The following is a 17,284-nucleotide window of genomic DNA, read 5'->3' as shown; positions in this document are numbered from 1 at the left end:
GGCGTCATGCAGAAAAAAATATCCAAACGCATCAGCCTCGACGAGACCGACCTGGCGATTCTTGAGTTGTTGCAGGAAGACGCGAGTATTTCCAACGCTGAACTCAGTGAGCGGCTGTCGTTGAGCCTTACGCCGTGCTGGCGGCGGCGCAAGCGCATGGAGGAGGCCGGGGTCATCAAGGGCTATCAGGCCAACCTCGATCGGCGAATGCTCGGGCTGGATATCATGGCGTTCGTGCACATTCGTTTTTCCACCCATGCCGACCACGCGCCGGACGCTTTCGAGGCGGTGATTGCGCAATTGCCGCAGGTAGTGGCCTGCCACAAGATCACCGGTGATGCCGATTATGTGTTGCAGGTATTGGCGGAGGATCTTGATAGCTACAGCGACTTTATCGAGCAGGTGCTGAGGCGTCAGGTGGGGATTGCCTCCATTCAGTCCAGCCTGGCGTTGCGCGAGGTCAAGACTGGGAGCCGGATTGCGATTCCTAAACCGGGAAAGGACTGAACGGGCAGAGAGGCAATCATCTTTTCAGTTTCAACGCGTTGTATGTCGTTGATGTGCCATTGCCACGCAGGGCTGTATTAATTCCAGCCTTTGCAGTGAGCGGTAATCTCTGCCCAGACTTCCCGATAGCTGAATCGCAACCACGCGGTGTGCAGCTTATGCAGTTGCCGCCGAATCCAGCTGTTCGTGTTTGCGAGCAGCATTTGCTCGATGTCCCTGTTCAACGCATCGGGTTCGAAACCTGTCCAGATCGGCGGGAGTACACATTCCAGGTTCCAGGCGCAGATGACGGCAACTTCGGCATACAGAATGTCTTTAACCTGTTCCGGATCATAGCCTTCGATTTGCCGGGCGATGTAGGGGTAATCGACGCCGGTGTCGACGAAAATATCGGAGAGGGCTGCGCGGATTTTGTATAGATCGGCGTGGCTCAGTTCTCGTCTCAAGCTTGGGCCTCCTGGCGTTGAATTGCGCTGATCCGATTGCACGTGGCGGTTCTTGTCTGGTGGTTAGTCGATTCTGAACGCGCGCTGTCGATCAGCAAAGTTTCATCTTGCCGCGTGCCAAGCAGGCCTAGTCTGCTGAGACAAGATCGTCTCTGTTCATCCCGAGGGGAATCGTGCCATGCGCCTTAATGTCGTAAAAGTGCTGTTGATTGCTGCTGCAGTATCGGTGTTGAGTGCCTGTTCCGGCGCGGGTGGTTTGACCACCACCCGTTGTTTCTCCAGCGACTGTCAGTCGCCGGAGGGACGCAACGCCAATACGTTGAAGTTCGGCGGCAACAGTATCGGCAGCAGTCTCAATCAATACAGTTCCGGCATGTTGCATGACGATTGAAGATTACTGCGCGGCCGGTACGGCAATCCACTCGCTCAGGGTTTGCTGATACTTGCCGGTGACTTTGCTCAAGTGCAGCCACTGATCGACATACAGTTTCCAGCTGATGTCATCGCGCGGCAGCAGATAAGCCTTCTCGCCATATTGCATGTACTGATGCGGATTCACCGCGCACAGGCCCGGTTTGAGTTTCTGCTGATACAGCGCTTCCGAGGCGTCGGTGATCATCACGTCGGCCTGGTTGTCGAGCAGTTGCTGGAAGATCGTCACGTTGTCGTGCAGCGCCAGTTGCGCTTTGGGCAGGAAGGCGTGGACGAAGGCTTCGTTGGTACCGCCGGCGGGTTCGACCAGACGCACGTTGGGCTGGTTGATCTGCTCGATTGTCTGGTACTTGCTGACCTCGGCGCAGCGCACCAGCGGGATCTTGCCGTCGGTGTCGAGGGTGTTGCTGAAGTAGGCTTTTTTCTGCCTTTCGAGGGTCACCGAAATGCCGCCCATGCCGATGTCGCACTTGCCGGCCTGCATGTCCGGCATCAGGGTTTTCCAGGTGGTTTGCACCCATTCGACTTTGACCCCGAGGCTGTCGGCCAGCGAGCGGGCCATGGCGATGTCGATGCCTTCGAAATCGCCGTCGGGGCGTTTGAAGGTGTAGGGCTTGTAGTCGCCGGTGGTGCACACGCGCAGCTGGCCTTGTTGCTGGATGCTGTCGAGGTACGCAGGGGGTTCTTGAGCCTGAACGGCGGTGGCCAATGTCAGCGCACCGCAGAGCGTCATCGTGTTTTTTAGAATTGTCATTGAGCTGGGAACTTCTGAAAGGGAAGGTGGCCCAGTTTAGTAAAAGCCTTTAGTGAGTGTCATCAGAACGGGTCGCTGATCGGCGGATGACTGTTTTGGCCGCTTCAGCAGGCGAGCTGATCGGCCAGATCCCGCGCCCGTTGTGACGCAGCAAGCCGCGACTGCCGATCGACGTCTTCGCCGAGAATGGTTTTCTCGACGCGTAACTCATGCACATCGCTGATGCCGATAAACTCGAGCCACGCGGCCACATAAGGTTTCTGAAAATCGAAGTGCTCGGCGGGCGTGGCCGATTGCGCCGAAAAATCCATTCCGCAGGCATAAGCGCCCACAGCAGTTTTGTTTTTCAGCAAACCTTGCAGACCATGCTGCGGATCGAAACTGAAGAGAATGTCTTTCTGCGACACCAGGTCGATGAAGTGTTTGAGCTTGTAGGGAATGCTGAAATTCCACAGCGGCACCGACAGCACAATCAGGTCGGCACGCTGCAGGTAGGCGGCGAGGTGCTTGAGTTCATCCCACGCCGATTGCTGGGCGGGCGTCAGCGGCGTACCACTGAGGCCGGCGTACTTGGCGTTCATCGCGTCCTCGCCAAATTCCGGCAGCGGCGTGCCCCACAGGTCGAGGGTTTCGACGTGGGTCTGCGGATGATGCTGCAGATAGCGATCGATAAAGCTGCGCGCCACTTGCAGTGAGGCGGAGCGTTGTTTGCGCGGTGAGCATTCAATGTGCAGAAGGGTGGTCACGGTAAGCCTCGGCAGTCGGTTGGAGAGTGCGAGGCATTGCAACATAGCGCGCTTCAAACTATAAATCGTGAATAAACCAGCCACTGATCACGAATATCACTATGTTTGACGCCCTGTTGCTCAAGACCTTTGTCACCGTTGTCGATGAGGAAGGCTTCAGCCGTGCCGCGGAAAAACTGCATCTGACGCAGTCGGCGGTCAGCGGTCATCTGCGCCGACTCGAAGAACAAGTCGGCAAGCCGCTGCTCAAGCGCACCACCCGTTCTCAGCAACTCACCGCCGACGGCGAACGCCTGATCGCCTATGCGCGAACGATTCTGGCGTTGAACCGCGATGCCTGGGCGCAACTCACGCGTACGCCGTTTCAGGGGCGGGTGCGGATTGGCGTGTCCGAGGATTTTATCGAGGCGCGGTTGTTGCGTGCGTTGCAGGATTGCGCGGCGCAGCATCCGGGTATGCAGATCGATGTGCAGGTGAACATTCCCGGGACGTTGCTGGGCCAGATGCAACAGGGCGATCTGGAGATGGTCATCGGCTCGCTGTGCGAAACCGGCGAGTCGGGGCGATTGCTCTGGCAGGAACCGCTGGTGTGGGCGTGGGCTGCACAACCGGTGACGCAACTACCGACGCCTTTGCCGCTGGCGCTGTTTCCAGAGCCGTGTCCGTATCGTGAGGTGGCGCTGACGCGCCTGGCTCAGGCCGGTATCCCCCAGCGTACCGCCATGCTGTGTTCGAGCACCGCCGGGTTGCGCGCGGCGGCATTGTCCGGATTTGCCGTGGCGCCGATGCCGGCGAGTCAGTTGGGGCAGGGGTTGACGGCGCTCGGCGCGGAACAGGGCTTGCCGGTGTTACCGGATGCGCAGTTCCGCTTGTTTGTCGCGCCTCATGCTGAGCCGCAGATGATCGATGCGCTATCGCAGGTGATCGTCGAGTTTTGCTCGGCGCGGCGGCAGTAATCGGGGCTAGAGGCCGAGGCCTTCCTGCACCGCCAGCAACAGATTGTTTTCGGTCAGCGCGATGGCATCCAGTTGCTGGCCTGTTTCAATCGACTGCACCCACCAATGGCTTTCACCGTGTTCATCCACGGTACGCAGCAGATAGGTGTCGGTGGCTGACGGGATGATCTGCACCCGCCCGGCGCCATCCTCGGTAAACCGCGCAATGGGATCGAATGTCAGGGTTTGATGATTGGCTTCGATCACCAGTTGGTCGATGGCGTAATCATGGGGCTCACCATCTGGCGAGCTTTCGCAAACGTGGGTCGGATTGCGCCGAATCTTCAACCCGACTTCGGTCACCGGCTGCAGCCACGCCTCAATGCGGTGGTACAAGTCGTACACCTGCGCCGGCCAGCAATCGATCTCCAGCGCGGCATCCGCGTGGATGTGTCGGGTTTGCTTGAGTTTGGCGGCGAGTTCGTCTGCTTTACTCATTTCGGATCCCTTGATTTGATGTCTGCCTGTTAATCGTAGACCTTTCAACGGGGTACGGCGTTGCCTTGCGTCATGCGCTTGCAACACAAACATGGCGAAATCAGCGCTGGCCAAGTCTGGCCGGGATCGAAAACCACGGACGCAGGCGTCCCAAGGAGCGGGTAGATGAAAAAGCTGTTTACAATTTTGGCAGTGATTGCGCTGACGGCCGGTAGCATCGGTTTGAGTTCGGCGCGGCAATCGCAGTCGAGCAAGGCCCAGGTGGAATCGGTGGCGGGGGTGTTCGATTACTACCTGCTGACGCTGTCCTGGTCGCCGACGTTCTGCCTGACCCACAAAGATGATGTGCAGTGTTCCGGCAAGGGCTATGGCTTCGTGCTACACGGCTTGTGGCCGCAATACGCCAAGGGCGGCTGGCCGGAATCCTGCCCGCCGCTGACCACGCTGAACGCGGCGCAAACCAGCAAAGGTCTGACGCTGTTCCCGACCAAGAAACTGCTCGACCACGAATGGTCCAAGCACGGCACCTGCAGCGGCCTCGGCGCGATGGGCTATCTCGATGAAGCGGACAAAGCCGTGGCAGCGGTGAAAATCCCCGATGAGCTGCAACCGTTCAGCTCCTCGTATTACTTCGAAGCCCAGGAAATCGCCGACCTGTTCCGCAAGGCCAACCCGGGGATTCCGGCCGATGGTATCGCGGTCATTTGCAGCGGCCCGGAACTGTCGGAAGTGCGCGTGTGCATGGGCAAGGATCTGCAGTTCGGTGCGTGTGGCAAGGGCGTGAAAACCCAGTGTCGGGCGGGGGATATTCGGGTGCCGCCGTCGCGCTGATACGAGCAGTTTCCATGAACAGGAAAGGCGCCCGATCGGGCGCCTTTTTTGGTCTGAAGGTTTGAAGTACCCGGCGAACTCCCGCATGCTTGCGCTCCCGAAAGGATGACCACGTTACATTGCAAGGAGCTGTTCATGAGCGGAAAACCCGCCGCCCGCGTCACCGATCCAACCGCCTGCCCATTGCCGGGACATGGCACCAATCCCATTGTAGTGGCTCCCCGAATGTGAATTTCGACGGCTTGGCGGCTGCGCGGATGACTGACAAATCCGCCTGCGGTAGCCCGATTACCGGCGCTGTTGCGTCGACGGTGTTCATCAACGGTTTGAACGCCGCGACACTGGACAGCACCGGTGGGCACGGCAACGTCGTCATCGGCGGTTCAGGCACGGTCATCATCGGTGACACGGTGACGTCGGCTCCCTTCAGTGGTTTGCTGCCGATGCCGGTGCATTTCACTGACAGGTTGAAACTGATCAATGACGTGACCGGTGAGCCAATGCCTGATCATCCTTACGTTATTCAGCGCGCTGACGGGCGTCTGGAACATGGGGTGTCTGACGCGAACGGATTTACTCACCAAGTCAGCTCGCACCTGCCTGAAACCATCAAGTTGTTTTTGGAGGAGTGAGGCATGACTGCTGAAACGGTAACGTGCGCGAAGGGCAACAATTACAGGCTGCACAAGGAACATGCGCTGACGGACAAGAAGGATGTCAGTGACAAGCCGGTACCGGTGGAGAGTACCAAGGCGATTGTGGTTTTTATCGGAGGTGCGGGAGATAAGGAGAGTTATTATTTTTCGGGGCCTTATGAAAACATCCAGGATGCCCGACTCGCATTTGATAGGCGCACCGAGACACTAAAGGGAGAAGGGAAATATAAATCGGAATGGTTGGGTTACAACGAAGTCAGAGGAAAGCAGGACATTCAACGGCACGTGCTAAGCCTTATTCCGTATAAAAGCTGTCCCGTCTATATCGTCGGCCATAGCCTCGGCGGCTGGAATGGTGCGCACCTGTCCAAAATAATGTCGGATTGGGGTTACAGGGTTCAGATGCTGATCACTCTGGATCCTGTGGGTGAAGGGGCTTTGGTGTGGCTGGGCTCAGACATTTATCGCGAACGTCCCGCGCCAGTTTCGGTTGATTGGATCAATATCAAGGCAACACCTTCCAGGAGAGACCCATCAGACGGGGTCGCGGACTTCGGGGAAAAATGGATTATCTCCTGCGGACCGTCACTTAACGTAAATGTCGACACCAATCATGCCAACGCACTGGGATTGCTAAACGCCCCAATCGCTGATGGTAAGTCTGCAAGTGACTTGCTATTTGATTCAATCATGAAGGAGTTTCCGTGATGTACAGGTTTTTCCTTTGTGTGGTTCTGGCTGTCTGTTCGGGATGTGCAAAGGACCATTTACAGCCTCCGGCAAATTTAAGTTATGTGTCCGTAGATAGGTCGAGTTCCCTTTTATATGTCATCAAATATCAATCCGATGTGGATGTTTTGAACCTGTTTGGCCGAGGCGAAAGGCAAGGGATGGCTTCGGGGACATTGAGGTGCGCGTTAGCGGATGACCACGATTTTTCGGTTGGCAAAGCTATTCAGTTTTCTGCAGTGGGGCTGGTGGATTCTGATATACGCGAAAGCGGCAGCTCCAAATTCTCCTTTTCGACCCGTACATTTATCACTGAAACCTCCAGCGACCGAAGTACGGAGAGAGATCTGTCAGCGGCAGAACTGAACCAACTCCTCGCCAACAAACAACAAATCCCCTGCAAAGTCGTCGTCACCGCCTACGGCTACAAACCGTACTACTCAAACACCATGAACATCCCCGTCGCGGACCTGCTGCGGGAGATCAACAAACCTTGATAGCAGAGGCGGGGGTATTTCAGGCAAATCCCCCCGCATCCACCCCCAACTCCCCACGCAAAAACTCCACCAGACCGCGCTGCAACCCGCTCAAAACCCCATCACGGCTAACCAACGCCAATTCCGTCGGCGCCAGTTCCGGCAAATCCGTACACACCTGATGCTCAGGCAACACCGCCGACACCGGCAGCACGGACACCCCCAACCCCGACGCCACTGCCGCTTGAATCCCGGTCAGGCTGTGGCTGCCGAACGCCACCCGCCAAGGGCGCTGGGCAACATCGAGCAAACGAATGGCCCGCTGCCGATACAGGCAACCCTGCGGAAACAGCGCCAGCGGGAGCACGCCAGTGGACGAATCAAACTCCGCACCTTTGACCCACACCAGTCGCTCCGGCCAGGTCGCCCACGCCGGGCCGCTGTCGGGTTCGCGTTTGATCAGGGCGATGTCGATGTCGCCGGCATCCAGATGCTGGCGCAGGTCGAGGCTCATGCCGCTGAGGGTTTCCAGCCGCGCTTGCGGATGGCTGCGGGTGAAGCCGGCGAGGATCAGTGCCATGCGCCGCGCGTCGAAGTCTTCTGGCATGCCGATACGCAGGATTTCCAGGTCGAGGTCGCTGGCCAGGGCTTCGGTGGCTTCGGCGGACAGCGCCAGTAAACGCCGTGCGTAGTGGATCAGCAGTTCGCCGTGTTCGGTGACGGCGACATTCAATCCGGTTCGGTCGCGCAGCAGCAGGGCGTGGCCGACCAGCTCTTCGAGTTTGCGCACCTGCTGGCTGACCGTCGACTGGGTGCGATGCACGCGATCGGCGGCGCGGGTGAAGCTGCCTTCGTCGACCACGCAGACAAAGGTTTTCAGCAGTTCCAGATCCAGCATGGCGGTGCTCTCGATAGTGGTTTTTCAACTGACGATTGGCTATTTATTTAATTTCACACTATCACCGGGCGCTCATAAGCTGAAGTCCTCACCACGGAGGATTCAACCAATGACACTGACTCACACACCACGCCCGCAGTGGCTGACCTTCGATTGCTACGGCACGTTGATTCAATGGGACGAAGGCCTCAAAGCGGTGGTCGGCGAAATCCTCAGCGAGAAGGGCGAGCATCAGGTCGACGTCGGGCACCTGATCGAAGTCTATGATCGCCATGAACATCGCCTCGAACAAACGCCGCCACACCGCTCTTTCCGAGAGCTGAGCACCCTCGGCCTGCAAATGGCCCTGGAAGAATTGGGCTTGCCCAGCCTGCCCGACGACAGCCAGCGTCTGGCCGCCGCCATCCCGAAAATGCCGCCGTTTGCCGAGGTGGTCGAGACCCTGCGTGAATTGAAAACCATGGGTTTCAAACTGTGCATCGTCTCCAACACCGACGACGAGATCATTGCCGGCAACGTCGCGCAACTCGCCGGCTACATTGACCGGGTGATCACCGCACAACAGGCCGGCGCCTACAAACCGGCGCCGCGCCTGTTCGACTACGCTCATGAGCAGTTGGGCGTCAGCCGCGCAGAGGTGGTGCACATCTGCGCCAGCCCGATGCTCGACCACACGGCGGCGCGGGACATGGGCTTTCGCTGCGTGTGGATCGATCGCGGCACCGGTCGCCAGTTGCTGGCGGACTATCGCCCTGACGCGATCCTCAGCAGCCTTGATCAAGTGCTGCCGCTGTTCAAATCCCTCGGTTGGTAATCACGGAGAGTCGTCATGGCTCACACCCTGACTGCCAGTGCGCGGGCCTCACGCCCGACAGCGCTGAACCTCGACACGGACGCGATCATCACCGCTCGCAACGAACTCGCAGCGTGTTTTCAACTGGCCGCGCTGCATGGGTTGGAGGAGGGCATCTGCAATCACTTTTCGGCGATGCTGCCGGGGCATGACAATCTGTTTCTGGTCAATCCCTACGGCTATGCGTTTGCCGAAGTGACCGCGCAGAATCTGCTGGTCTGCGACTTCGACGGCAATGTGGTTGAAGGCGAAGGCCAGCCGGAAGCCACGGCGTTTTACATTCATGCGCGTCTGCATAAACAACTGCCGCGAGTGAAAGTCGCCTTCCACACCCACATGCCTCACGCTACGGCGCTGTGTCTGCTGCAAGGGCCGCCGCTGTTGTGGCTGGGGCAGACCGCGCTGAAGTTCTACGGGCGCACGGCGGTGGACGAGGACTACAACGGCCTGGCGCTGGACGAATCCGAGGGCGACCGCATCGCCGGGGTCATGGGCGACGCCGACATTCTGTTCCTGAAAAACCACGGCGTGATCGTTGCCGCGCCGACCATCGCCGAAGCCTGGGACGACCTCTATTACCTGGAGCGCGCCGCCCACGTGCAACTGCTGGCGATGGCCACGCAACGCGAGCTGAAACCGGTGCCCCACGCCATTGCGCAACGGGCCTATGAGCAGATGCGCGAGGGCGATGCGCAAAGTGCGCGGGCCCACTTGCACAGTGCGATGCGGCGACTGGCCCTTCACAACGGACTAACCCTAAAGAGGCAATCGAAAATAAATCGGCGAACAGCGATCATCCAATCTCGTTGCGCGCCGATATAACTGGGCGGGACCGGGGCGTTTGCCCCGTAGATTCCGGTGGGCTACGCTCACAAACATAAGGGTTTCCCCGCTGGCGCCCTTGCCGTACCTGCCCAGGACTTGCTTTTGCCTATCCCCATTCACGATCCGCATCAGGCCCCCGGAGGCACCCTTAAACGCCTGCCGCTGCGCAAAGCGGCAGCGCTGTTTATCGTTGCGGTGGGGTTGTGCCTGTCCGGTTTGCTGTACCTGCAACTGGAGCAGTCGCGGCGCCAGGATCTGGCGGTGGCGAAAGTGGCGTCGAGCAACCTGACCCGGGCCATGGCGCAGCAGGCCGAGGACACCTTTCTCGCCGCCGATCTGGTGATGACCAGCCTGGTCGACTGGATTCAGGACGACGGCTACGGCACTGCGCAAAAGCCGCGCTTGCAGAGAACCTTTGCCCGGCGGGTGCAGCAACTCGATCAGTTGCACGGCATGTTTCTCTTCGATGCGCAGGGCCAGTGGGTGATTACCTCGTTCGCCGATCTGCCGCGTGGCAATGGCGTGGCGGACCGCGAGTACTTCAAGTTTCACCAGCAGAACGCCTCGACGCTGGCGCACATCGGCCCGGCGATTCGCAGTCGCGAGAACGGCGAGTGGATCATCCCGATCTCCAAACGCATCAATGATCACGCCGGTAATTTTCAGGGTGTGCTGCTGGCCGGGATCAAGATGTCGTACTTCGACCGGTTTTTTGAAAGCTTCAGCCTCGATGACCAAGGCATCATGTTTCTCGGTTTGAGCGACGGCACGTTGCTCGCCCGTCGGCCGTTTGATGAAAACCTGATCGGCACGTCGCTGGCGCAAGGGCGGATTTATCGCACGTTGCTGCCCGAGGCGGCGGCCGGCACTGCGATGATCAATTCGGTGGTCGATGGCGTGGTGCGTTTGTACGGTTATCGACGCTTGTCGGCATACCCGTTGGTGGTCTCGGCGGCGACGTCGCGCGACACGATTCTCAAGGGCTGGCACGAGCGCGCGTTCCAGTCGAGTGTGATTGTGGCGCTGGTGATTCTCGGCGTCGGTCTGTTTGGCTGGGTGTTCATTCATCAGGTGCGCGACGGCGAACGCATCGAAAAAAATCTGCGCAAGGCCCAGCGTGCACTGGAGCAGATTGCGACCCACGACAGCCTGACCGGGTTGGCCAACCGACGCTTGTTCGAGCGTTCGCTGGAGATCGAATTCGCCCGTGGCGCGCGGCAGGTCAGCCCGGTCAGCCTGATCATGCTCGATATCGATTTCTTCAAGCGTTACAACGATGCCTATGGTCACGTCGCCGGCGACCATTGTCTGACCCAGGTTGCTCAGGTGTTGAGGACGTGCTGTCAGCGCAAGTCTGATCTGGCGGTACGCTACGGCGGTGAGGAATTTGCGGTGCTGCTGCCGGACACCGACATCAATGGCGCGCTGGCGATTGCCGGGCAGATTCGTCGTAGTGTGATCGACAAACACATCATCCACAGCGGCTCGCCGACCGGGTATCTGACGGTGAGTCTGGGCTGTTATTCGTTTATCCCGAGTGGCAATGACAGCCCGGAAGTGTTTATCCAGCGCGCGGATGCGGCGCTGTATCAGGCAAAAAATGCCGGGCGCAATCGCGCGGCGGTGTTGTCGCTGGACAGCGGCCTGGCCGAGTTGATGCGCTCCGACCGCTAACCCAAACGCTGACACAACCCCTGTGGGAGCGAGCTTGCTCGCGAAAGCGCAGTGTCAGGCGATGAAAATGTTGGCTGATCTACCGCCTTCGCGAGCAAGCTCGCTCCCACAGGGATTTTCATCAGGCCAAGGTTATGTGAATACCCAAACAATCAAGGGTCTTCACCACGGGTGGCTCTTGTTCGTTCAGCCGCCAGTGCCACCGCCCGCACCCCCCGTCCCGCCACCGGCCGAACCGGTGCCGCCGCCAGCCCCCGAGCCCGAACCGCTAGCCCCACCATTAGTGCCAGTCCCGGAACCCGTGCCCGAGGAACCGCTACCACCGGAAGGTGCGCCCGGCGTGTTGTCCGGTGGCATGGTCGTGCTGGTCGCACCGCCGGATTTGGTGCCGGTGGCGTCAGCGCCGTCGTTGGCGGCGAAGCTGGCGGCCGATGCGGTAGCCAGCAGTCCTGCGAGCAATAACGAAGTAAGTTTGCGCGTGATCATGATCCGTCTCCAGAAAGGGCCTGTACCTGATATTGGTCTGACGCGCAGAAGCCTTGGTGCCGATCGGCTGACGAGCGGTCAGCCGAGAAAACCGAAGTGGCCTCCTGATCTTCCCGAATATTGGCTATTTGCCGAACCCGGTACGAGGACTAACGTAGCCACACATTCACTTGCTGCCCGAAGCCACCATGAAACCTCGTACCGATTTTTACACCGCCTCCCCAGACGCCCTGAAAGCGATGATCGCCCTGGAAACCGCCGTTTCCAAACTGCCGCTGGAAAAGACCTTGATCGAACTGGTCAAACTGCGTGCTTCGCAGATCAACGGCTGCGCGTTCTGCATCGACATGCACACCACCGATGCGATCAAGGGCGGTGAAACCCCACGTCGTTTGTTCGCGGTGACTGCCTGGCGTGAAGCGCCGTTCTTCAGCGACCGTGAACGCGCTGCGTTGCTGTGGACTGAATCGCTGACGCAACTGAGCCTGACCCACGCGCCGGATGAAGATTACGAAGTGGTCGCGGCGCAGTTCACGCCGAAAGAAATGGTCGACCTGACCGTAGCGATCAGCACCATCAACAGCTGGAACCGTCTGGCCGTCGGTTTCCGCAAAACCCCACAAGCCTGAGTAAACACACACAAATCCCTGTAGGAGTGGATGTCTGCAAAAATAGGCATCAATGCCCATCCGCACTCGGCGCCGCCGGTGGTTGCACCTTGCGCATCAAGGGCACCATCGCGGTGGCGATGACGAAGCACGCCCCGATCATCAAAAAGGTGTCGCCGTAAGTTTGTGTCTGCGCCTCGCGGTAGGTCAGCAGCCACAACTGGCGCAGGCTGGCGGTGACACCGACGTCGCCGCTCTGGCCCAGATTCGCCAGGTTGCCGCCGACCTGCGACAGCCACTGATTCATCGCTTCATTGCTGCTGTTCAGATGCTCGGCCAACCGCATGAAGTGCAGGTTGGTGCGGTCATTGAGAATGGTCGCGCACGCCGCAATGCCAATCGCACCGCCGAGATTGCGCATCAGATTGAACAGGCCCGACGCATGCTTCAAACGTGCCGGCGCCAACCCTCCCAAGGTCAACGTCACTGCTGGCGGCACCGCCAGTTGCTGGGCAATCCCGCGCAACGCTTGCGGCAGCATCAACTGCCCCGCGCCCCAGTCGTGGGTGATCGGGCTGAACTCCCACATCGACACCGCAAACAAACCCAGACCGACCATCATGATCCAGCGCAGATCGACGCGATTGGCCAGAAAGGCATACAGCGGAATCGCCATGATCTGGAACACGCCAGTGGAGAAAACCGCCAGACCAATGTCCAGCGCGCTGTAGCCGCGTACGCGGCCGAGGAACAGCGGCGTCAGATAAATCGTGGCGAACAGGCCAATGCCGGTGACGAACGAAAAGAAGCAACCGAGGGCGAAATTGCGATCCTTCAAGGCGCGCAGATCGACGATCGGATTGGCCACGTGCAATGTGCGGCCAATGAATGCCAATCCTGCCAAGCCACTGATCCACGCGGTAGTCAGAATGGTCTGGTCGCTGAACCAGTTCCAGCGCGGGCCTTCTTCGAGGGTGTATTCCAGACAGCCGAGAAACAGCGCGAGAAACACCATGCTCAGATAGTCCGCGCCTTTGAGCAGGGACAGTTCCGGCTGGTCGATCTTCACCAGCATCGGCACCGCCACGGCAACGAAAATCCCCGGCACCAGGTTGATGTAGAACAACCAGTGCCACGAGGAAATATCAGTGATCCAGCCACCGATCACCGGCCCCATTGTCGGCGCCAAGGACGCGACCGCACCGATGGTCGCGGCGGCGATCACCCGTTGTTTGCCGGTGAAGAAAAAGAACGCCGTGGTGAACACCAGCGGGATCATCGAGCCGCCGAGAAAACCTTGCAGCGCGCGAAAAGCAATCATGCTCTGGATGTTCCAGGCCACGCCGCAGAGCAGGCTGGCGAGGGTGAAACCGACTGCCGAAGCGCAGAACAACCAGCGCGTCGAGAACACGCGCGAGAGCCAGCCCGACAGCGGAATCACGATGATTTCGGCGATCAGGTAACTGGTCTGCACCCACGCGGTTTCGTCGGTGCCGGCAGACAGTCCGCCGCCAATATCGCGCAGCGACGCCGAGACAATCTGGATATCGAGCAACGCGATGAACATGCCGATGCACATCGTCGCGAAGGCAAACACCTTGGTCGCGGTCGCCATGTCTGCCGCGTTGAATGGCTGTGCAGGAGCGGCGAGGGCGGTGCTCATGGCGCGACGGCCACGGCGCTGGTTTCCGGTTGTGCGCGGGTGTCAACTTGCGCCGTTACCGACAGGCCCGGACGCAAGTGCCCGAGCACGCCGTCAGCCGGGTCGAGGAGGATGCGCACCGGTACGCGCTGGACGATTTTGGTGAAGTTGCCGGTGGCGTTTTCCGGCGGCAGCACGCTGAATTGTGAGCCGGTCGCGGGGGCGAGGCTGTCGAGGCGACCGTGGAATTCCTGACCGGACAGCACGTCGGCGCGGATGCTCACGCGCTGGCCGGGTTTCATCCGCGCCAATTGGTCTTCCTTGAAGTTGGCATCGACCCACAAGCCGCTGGCCGGCACCACGGACAATTGTTGCGAACCGGCCTGGGCATAGGCGCCAACCCGTGCGCGGCGGTTACCGATCACTCCATCAACCGGCGCGCGCAGTTCGGTGTAGCCAAGGTTCAGTTGCGCCAGATCGCGTTCGGCGCGCGCTTGCTGGAGGGCGGCGCGGGCTTGTTGTTTCTGCGTGTCGATCACCGCCAGTTGGCGTTGCGCGGCGAGCAGTTCGGCCTGGGCGCGGGCGCTCAGCGCTTGTGCGGTTTTGAAGGTGGCGTCGGCGCGTTGTGCGCTTTCCACGGACACAGCATTGGTGGTCACCAAGCGTTTGTAGCGTGCGTTGTCATCGCGCGAACGCGCGGTTTCTGCGCCGGCGGCGTCGATGCCGGCGCGGGCCTGGCCGATCACCGCTTGTTGCAGTTGTTCGGTGGCGTCGAGGTTGGCCAGCAGCGCTTCTTCGGCGGCAACGGCACCTTCGGCCTTGGCGAGGTTGGCACGATAGTCGCGGGCGTCGAGGCGGATCAACACATCGCCGGCCTTTACATGCTGGTTGTCGCTGACCAGCACTTCATCGATGTAACCTGCGACTTTCGGCCCGATCACTGTGACATCGCCACCAATATAGGCATCGTCGGTCTCTTCGAGAAAACGCCCGGCGCCCCACCAGTGCACGGCGTAGACACCGGCAAAGATCAACGCGAGCAAACCAGCGCCGGGAAGCAACAGACGTTTAAACAGGGGCGGCTTGGTCTTCACCACAACAGGTTCGAGGGTGGGCATGCTGGTCATGGCGGATCACCTGCGTAAACGGTTCGTTATTACGGCTGTAATATGACGCAGGTAATATTTAGTCGCAAATGATTTCTGCCGCCGATCGTCAGTTGCTCATTTGAGCCAGTGGCCCGGTGTACTGCCGGTCATGGATTTGAAGAAGGCGATAAAGGCGCTGTCGCTGGCAAAACCCGATTCAAAAGCGCAGTAACTCAAGCTGCGTCCGGTGGCGAGCAGTTCCATCGCGCGCATCAGGCGCCACTGCTGGCGCCATTGCTGATAACTCATGCCGGTTTCGCGCTGGAAGATTCGCCCGATGGTGCGGCTGCTGGCGCCGATCTGCTGTTCCAGCACTTGCAGCTCCGGCGGCAGATGCTGGGGCGTTTTCAGCAGTGGCGCCAAGCGCTTGTCCTGAGGTAACGGCAACAACATCGGTTGCTGCGTCGCTTCAGTGATCTCGCTCAGGCACAGGCCGAGCAGGTGGGCGAATTTGCCCTGCTGCCAATCGGTGGCGAAATCGGCCAGCGCCATCGGTTCCAGCACCGCACGCAACAACGGGCTGACTGCAATCACGCAGACCTGCTGCGGCAGCTCGGCGCACAGTTCGGGGATCAGATAGATCGAGCGGTAGTCGACGCTTTGCTGCATCACCGCACGATGGCTGACACCCGGCGGAATCCACGCCGCCCGCGACGGCGGCAGCAGACACAGTTGCTGCGCGAGGGTAATCCGTGTGCAGCCCTGTCGCGTGTACAGCAGTTGCCCGCGTTGATGACGGTGCAGCCCGGAGTCGTGATCGCCCAGGGTCGAGGCGATGCCGATCACCGGCGCCTGAAAGCGATCAGCGTCAAAGGTTGCGTGGGCATCGAGCCAGGCCATGGGTTGTCCGATTTCAGCGATTAGTTGGCAGGGTTTCGATAATACGTCACTCACCGATTCTTAAACTCCTCGGCGGTTTATACGAGGAGTGATGAAGCATGAACAACAGACATTTCCTGTGGCTGGCGATTGCGTTGCTGATGTTTCCGCAGATCGCGCAAACCCTGTACAGCCCGGCGCTCGGTGATATCGGGCGTGTGTTCAACGTCGACCCGCAAGCAGCGGCGCAGACGTTATCCGTGTATTTCCTCGCGTTTGCCGTCGGGGTGGTGGTGTGGGGACGTTTGTGTGATCGCATCGGTCGGCGCCCGGCGATGCTGGCGGGCCTGGCCATCTATGCAATTGCCACGCTTTTAGGCCTGCGGGTCAGCAGTTTTAACGGCTTGTTGTTGGCGCAGATGCTGGCGGCGTTCGGTGCGGCGGTGGGCTCGGTGGTTACGCAAACCGTGTTACGCGACCGCTTCAAGGGCGCCGAACTGGCCCAGGTGTTTTCGTTGGTGGGCATCGCGCTGGCGGCCAGTCCGGCGATTGGCTTGTTCAGCGGCGCCAGTCTGGTTCAGGCCTTCGGTTATCGCGGTGTGCTTGGCGCGTTGCTGTTGCTGGCAACGCTGCTGTGGTTGTGGAGTTGGTACACCCTGGCGGAAACCCGGCCACAGCCAACCTTGCAGGTTGCTCTGCTCGCCACCCTCGGGCGCATGCTGCGGGATCTGAATATTTGGCGCTCGGCGCTGTGGATCGCCTCGTTCAACGTGGCGTTGTTCAGTTATTACAGTCTCGCCCCGTTCATGTTTCAGCGGCTGGGGGTGAACGCCAGTGTGTTCGGTTACAGCGGCGTGATCCTCGCGCTGGGCTCAGGTTTTGGAGCATGGCTCAATCGGCGTTTATTGACGGCCGGGTACAACCCGTTGCAGTTGATTCGCCTCGCGGGTGGCATTGCGTTACTCGGTGGTATGGGTGTGTGGGCGCTGCAGGGCAGTGTCGCGTTCGTCCTGCCGATGCTGCTGGTGGTGTTGGCGTTTGGCCTGGCGATCCCGAATGTACTCGGGTCGGCGCTGGCCAATTACGCTGATCGACTGGGCACCGCCGGGGCGTTGTTGGGCTTGCTGTATTACCTGCTGATCGGCGCGGGGCTGATGCTCGCGGGCTGGTTTCAAGCCCTCGGGGAAACCCTGATAGCGTGCAGCACTGTGGCTTTGCTGCTGACCATAAAGCCAGGCAAAGCAATTGTTTAAGAAATGTAAGCGCTGTAGGAAGCGTCTTGCTTTTGTGTGGGATGGCTCCGACTATCACGATCATTGAT

General features: G+C 59.6%; 20 protein-coding genes and 1 pseudogene. 12 read left to right on the top strand and 9 right to left on the bottom strand.

The features are described from left to right. Nucleotides 1–6: 6 nt before the first annotated feature. Nucleotides 7–507 carry an Lrp/AsnC family transcriptional regulator gene (locus tag ACWR1S_RS16130; RefSeq protein ID WP_093433799.1) on the top strand — a complete coding sequence of 167 codons (501 nt, stop codon included), beginning with the start codon at nucleotides 7–9 and terminating at the stop codon, nucleotides 505–507. A 77-nt stretch (nucleotides 508–584) separates the two neighbouring features. On the opposite strand, the gene ACWR1S_RS16125 is transcribed toward ACWR1S_RS16130, so the two are convergent. Continuing rightward, nucleotides 585–953: a DUF7079 family protein gene (locus ACWR1S_RS16125; protein WP_454564202.1), complete on the bottom strand. Its 369-nt coding sequence runs from the start codon at nucleotides 951–953 to the stop codon at nucleotides 585–587. A 178-nt stretch (nucleotides 954–1,131) separates the two neighbouring features. Here ACWR1S_RS16125 and ACWR1S_RS16120 point away from each other — a divergent pair, with 178 nt between their 5' ends. Beyond that, a complete protein-coding gene (locus tag ACWR1S_RS16120) occupies nucleotides 1,132–1,344 on the top strand; it encodes a hypothetical protein (RefSeq protein WP_038362448.1) in 213 nt (70 codons plus the stop codon). A gap of 3 nt (nucleotides 1,345–1,347) precedes the next feature. On the opposite strand, the gene ACWR1S_RS16115 is transcribed toward ACWR1S_RS16120, so the two are convergent. After that, nucleotides 1,348–2,139, bottom strand: a complete 792-nt coding sequence (locus ACWR1S_RS16115) for a transporter substrate-binding domain-containing protein (protein WP_454564201.1) — start codon at nucleotides 2,137–2,139, stop codon at nucleotides 1,348–1,350. A 104-nt stretch (nucleotides 2,140–2,243) separates the two neighbouring features. Further along, nucleotides 2,244–2,885, bottom strand: coding sequence for an FMN-dependent NADH-azoreductase (locus ACWR1S_RS16110; protein WP_454564200.1), 642 nt, complete (start codon nucleotides 2,883–2,885; stop codon nucleotides 2,244–2,246). A gap of 101 nt (nucleotides 2,886–2,986) precedes the next feature. Between ACWR1S_RS16110 and ACWR1S_RS16105 the strand changes: the two genes are divergently transcribed. Then, on the top strand, nucleotides 2,987–3,841 hold the full coding sequence (locus ACWR1S_RS16105; protein ID WP_454564199.1) for a LysR family transcriptional regulator: 855 nt from the start codon (nucleotides 2,987–2,989) through the stop codon (nucleotides 3,839–3,841). Between the two features lie 6 nt (nucleotides 3,842–3,847). Here ACWR1S_RS16105 and ACWR1S_RS16100 read toward each other — a convergent pair whose 3' ends face one another. Beyond that, nucleotides 3,848–4,318, bottom strand: a complete 471-nt coding sequence (locus tag ACWR1S_RS16100) for a hypothetical protein (protein ID WP_454564198.1) — start codon at nucleotides 4,316–4,318, stop codon at nucleotides 3,848–3,850. A gap of 165 nt (nucleotides 4,319–4,483) precedes the next feature. On the opposite strand from ACWR1S_RS16100, the gene ACWR1S_RS16095 reads away from it, so the two are divergent. From ACWR1S_RS16095 to ACWR1S_RS16080, 4 genes and pseudogenes are all read left to right on the top strand, one after another. Continuing rightward, entirely contained in the window at nucleotides 4,484–5,149 is a 666-nt protein-coding gene (locus ACWR1S_RS16095) for a ribonuclease T2 (protein WP_454564197.1), read from the top strand. Between the two features lie 135 nt (nucleotides 5,150–5,284). Further along, a pseudogene (locus tag ACWR1S_RS16090) lies at nucleotides 5,285–5,781 on the top strand (PAAR domain-containing protein). Nucleotides 5,782–5,784: 3 nt separating this feature from the next. Beyond that, a complete protein-coding gene (locus tag ACWR1S_RS16085) occupies nucleotides 5,785–6,513 on the top strand; it encodes an alpha/beta hydrolase (RefSeq protein WP_454564196.1) in 729 nt (242 codons plus the stop codon). Then, complete coding sequence (locus ACWR1S_RS16080) at nucleotides 6,513–7,031, top strand: hypothetical protein (protein ID WP_454564195.1); 519 nt, start codon at nucleotides 6,513–6,515, stop codon at nucleotides 7,029–7,031. The genes ACWR1S_RS16085 and ACWR1S_RS16080 overlap by 1 nt, the downstream gene beginning before the upstream one ends. 19 nt (nucleotides 7,032–7,050) lie before the next feature. Here the strand turns inward: ACWR1S_RS16080 and ACWR1S_RS16075 are convergent, their stop codons facing one another. Next, nucleotides 7,051–7,908, bottom strand: a complete 858-nt coding sequence (locus ACWR1S_RS16075) for a LysR substrate-binding domain-containing protein (RefSeq protein WP_454564194.1) — start codon at nucleotides 7,906–7,908, stop codon at nucleotides 7,051–7,053. A 109-nt stretch (nucleotides 7,909–8,017) separates the two neighbouring features. Between ACWR1S_RS16075 and ACWR1S_RS16070 the strand changes: the two genes are divergently transcribed. From ACWR1S_RS16070 to ACWR1S_RS16060, 3 genes are all read left to right on the top strand, one after another. Next, entirely contained in the window at nucleotides 8,018–8,722 is a 705-nt protein-coding gene (locus tag ACWR1S_RS16070; protein WP_454564193.1) for a haloacid dehalogenase type II, read from the top strand. 15 nt (nucleotides 8,723–8,737) lie between these two features. Further along, nucleotides 8,738–9,583: an aldolase gene (locus ACWR1S_RS16065; protein WP_454564192.1), complete on the top strand. Its 846-nt coding sequence runs from the start codon at nucleotides 8,738–8,740 to the stop codon at nucleotides 9,581–9,583. 105 nt (nucleotides 9,584–9,688) lie between these two features. Continuing rightward, nucleotides 9,689–11,260, top strand: a complete 1,572-nt coding sequence (locus ACWR1S_RS16060; protein WP_454564191.1) for a sensor domain-containing diguanylate cyclase — start codon at nucleotides 9,689–9,691, stop codon at nucleotides 11,258–11,260. A gap of 186 nt (nucleotides 11,261–11,446) precedes the next feature. Here the strand turns inward: ACWR1S_RS16060 and ACWR1S_RS16055 are convergent, their stop codons facing one another. Continuing rightward, a complete protein-coding gene (locus ACWR1S_RS16055) occupies nucleotides 11,447–11,746 on the bottom strand; it encodes a hypothetical protein (RefSeq protein WP_034156378.1) in 300 nt (99 codons plus the stop codon). A 188-nt stretch (nucleotides 11,747–11,934) separates the two neighbouring features. On the opposite strand from ACWR1S_RS16055, the gene ACWR1S_RS16050 reads away from it, so the two are divergent. After that, nucleotides 11,935–12,375: a carboxymuconolactone decarboxylase family protein gene (locus tag ACWR1S_RS16050; protein WP_454564190.1), complete on the top strand. Its 441-nt coding sequence runs from the start codon at nucleotides 11,935–11,937 to the stop codon at nucleotides 12,373–12,375. A gap of 49 nt (nucleotides 12,376–12,424) precedes the next feature. Here ACWR1S_RS16050 and ACWR1S_RS16045 read toward each other — a convergent pair whose 3' ends face one another. From ACWR1S_RS16045 to ACWR1S_RS16035, 3 genes are all read right to left on the bottom strand, one after another. Then, nucleotides 12,425–14,017, bottom strand: coding sequence for a DHA2 family efflux MFS transporter permease subunit (locus ACWR1S_RS16045; protein ID WP_454564189.1), 1,593 nt, complete (start codon nucleotides 14,015–14,017; stop codon nucleotides 12,425–12,427). Then, complete coding sequence (locus tag ACWR1S_RS16040; RefSeq protein WP_454564188.1) at nucleotides 14,014–15,123, bottom strand: HlyD family secretion protein; 1,110 nt, start codon at nucleotides 15,121–15,123, stop codon at nucleotides 14,014–14,016. Before ACWR1S_RS16040 ends, ACWR1S_RS16045 begins: the two co-directional genes overlap by 4 nt. Before the next feature lie 96 nt (nucleotides 15,124–15,219). After that, nucleotides 15,220–15,984 (bottom strand): AraC family transcriptional regulator, encoded by a 765-nt coding sequence (locus ACWR1S_RS16035; protein ID WP_454564187.1) that lies wholly within the window; start codon nucleotides 15,982–15,984, stop codon nucleotides 15,220–15,222. Between the two features lie 98 nt (nucleotides 15,985–16,082). Between ACWR1S_RS16035 and ACWR1S_RS16030 the strand changes: the two genes are divergently transcribed. Then, nucleotides 16,083–17,216 (top strand): MFS transporter, encoded by a 1,134-nt coding sequence (locus tag ACWR1S_RS16030; protein WP_454564186.1) that lies wholly within the window; start codon nucleotides 16,083–16,085, stop codon nucleotides 17,214–17,216. Nucleotides 17,217–17,284 lie beyond the last annotated feature (68 nt).

The sequence above is a fragment of the Pseudomonas sp. AIG genome (assembly GCF_977020205.1).
This window is presented reverse-complemented; position numbering and strand designations above follow the sequence as displayed.

What these genes read in the sequence shown, in the direction of transcription:
- ACWR1S_RS16040 (WP_454564188.1), bottom strand. Translation starts at nt 15,123, where the DNA reads ATGACCAGCATGCCCACCCTCGAACCTGTTGTGGTGAAGACCAAGCCG.
- ACWR1S_RS16035 (WP_454564187.1), bottom strand. Translation starts at nt 15,984, where the DNA reads ATGGCCTGGCTCGATGCCCACGCAACCTTTGACGCTGATCGCTTTCAG.
- ACWR1S_RS16115 (WP_454564201.1), bottom strand. Translation starts at nt 2,139, where the DNA reads ATGACAATTCTAAAAAACACGATGACGCTCTGCGGTGCGCTGACATTG.
- ACWR1S_RS16055 (WP_034156378.1), bottom strand. Translation starts at nt 11,746, where the DNA reads ATGATCACGCGCAAACTTACTTCGTTATTGCTCGCAGGACTGCTGGCT.
- ACWR1S_RS16130 (WP_093433799.1), top strand. Translation starts at nt 7, where the DNA reads ATGCAGAAAAAAATATCCAAACGCATCAGCCTCGACGAGACCGACCTG.
- ACWR1S_RS16070 (WP_454564193.1), top strand. Translation starts at nt 8,018, where the DNA reads ATGACACTGACTCACACACCACGCCCGCAGTGGCTGACCTTCGATTGC.
- ACWR1S_RS16100 (WP_454564198.1), bottom strand. Translation starts at nt 4,318, where the DNA reads ATGAGTAAAGCAGACGAACTCGCCGCCAAACTCAAGCAAACCCGACAC.
- ACWR1S_RS16085 (WP_454564196.1), top strand. Translation starts at nt 5,785, where the DNA reads ATGACTGCTGAAACGGTAACGTGCGCGAAGGGCAACAATTACAGGCTG.
- ACWR1S_RS16095 (WP_454564197.1), top strand. Translation starts at nt 4,484, where the DNA reads ATGAAAAAGCTGTTTACAATTTTGGCAGTGATTGCGCTGACGGCCGGT.
- ACWR1S_RS16105 (WP_454564199.1), top strand. Translation starts at nt 2,987, where the DNA reads ATGTTTGACGCCCTGTTGCTCAAGACCTTTGTCACCGTTGTCGATGAG.
- ACWR1S_RS16120 (WP_038362448.1), top strand. Translation starts at nt 1,132, where the DNA reads ATGCGCCTTAATGTCGTAAAAGTGCTGTTGATTGCTGCTGCAGTATCG.
- ACWR1S_RS16080 (WP_454564195.1), top strand. Translation starts at nt 6,513, where the DNA reads ATGTACAGGTTTTTCCTTTGTGTGGTTCTGGCTGTCTGTTCGGGATGT.
- ACWR1S_RS16045 (WP_454564189.1), bottom strand. Translation starts at nt 14,017, where the DNA reads ATGAGCACCGCCCTCGCCGCTCCTGCACAGCCATTCAACGCGGCAGAC.
- ACWR1S_RS16065 (WP_454564192.1), top strand. Translation starts at nt 8,738, where the DNA reads ATGGCTCACACCCTGACTGCCAGTGCGCGGGCCTCACGCCCGACAGCG.
- ACWR1S_RS16050 (WP_454564190.1), top strand. Translation starts at nt 11,935, where the DNA reads ATGAAACCTCGTACCGATTTTTACACCGCCTCCCCAGACGCCCTGAAA.
- ACWR1S_RS16030 (WP_454564186.1), top strand. Translation starts at nt 16,083, where the DNA reads ATGAACAACAGACATTTCCTGTGGCTGGCGATTGCGTTGCTGATGTTT.
- ACWR1S_RS16075 (WP_454564194.1), bottom strand. Translation starts at nt 7,908, where the DNA reads ATGCTGGATCTGGAACTGCTGAAAACCTTTGTCTGCGTGGTCGACGAA.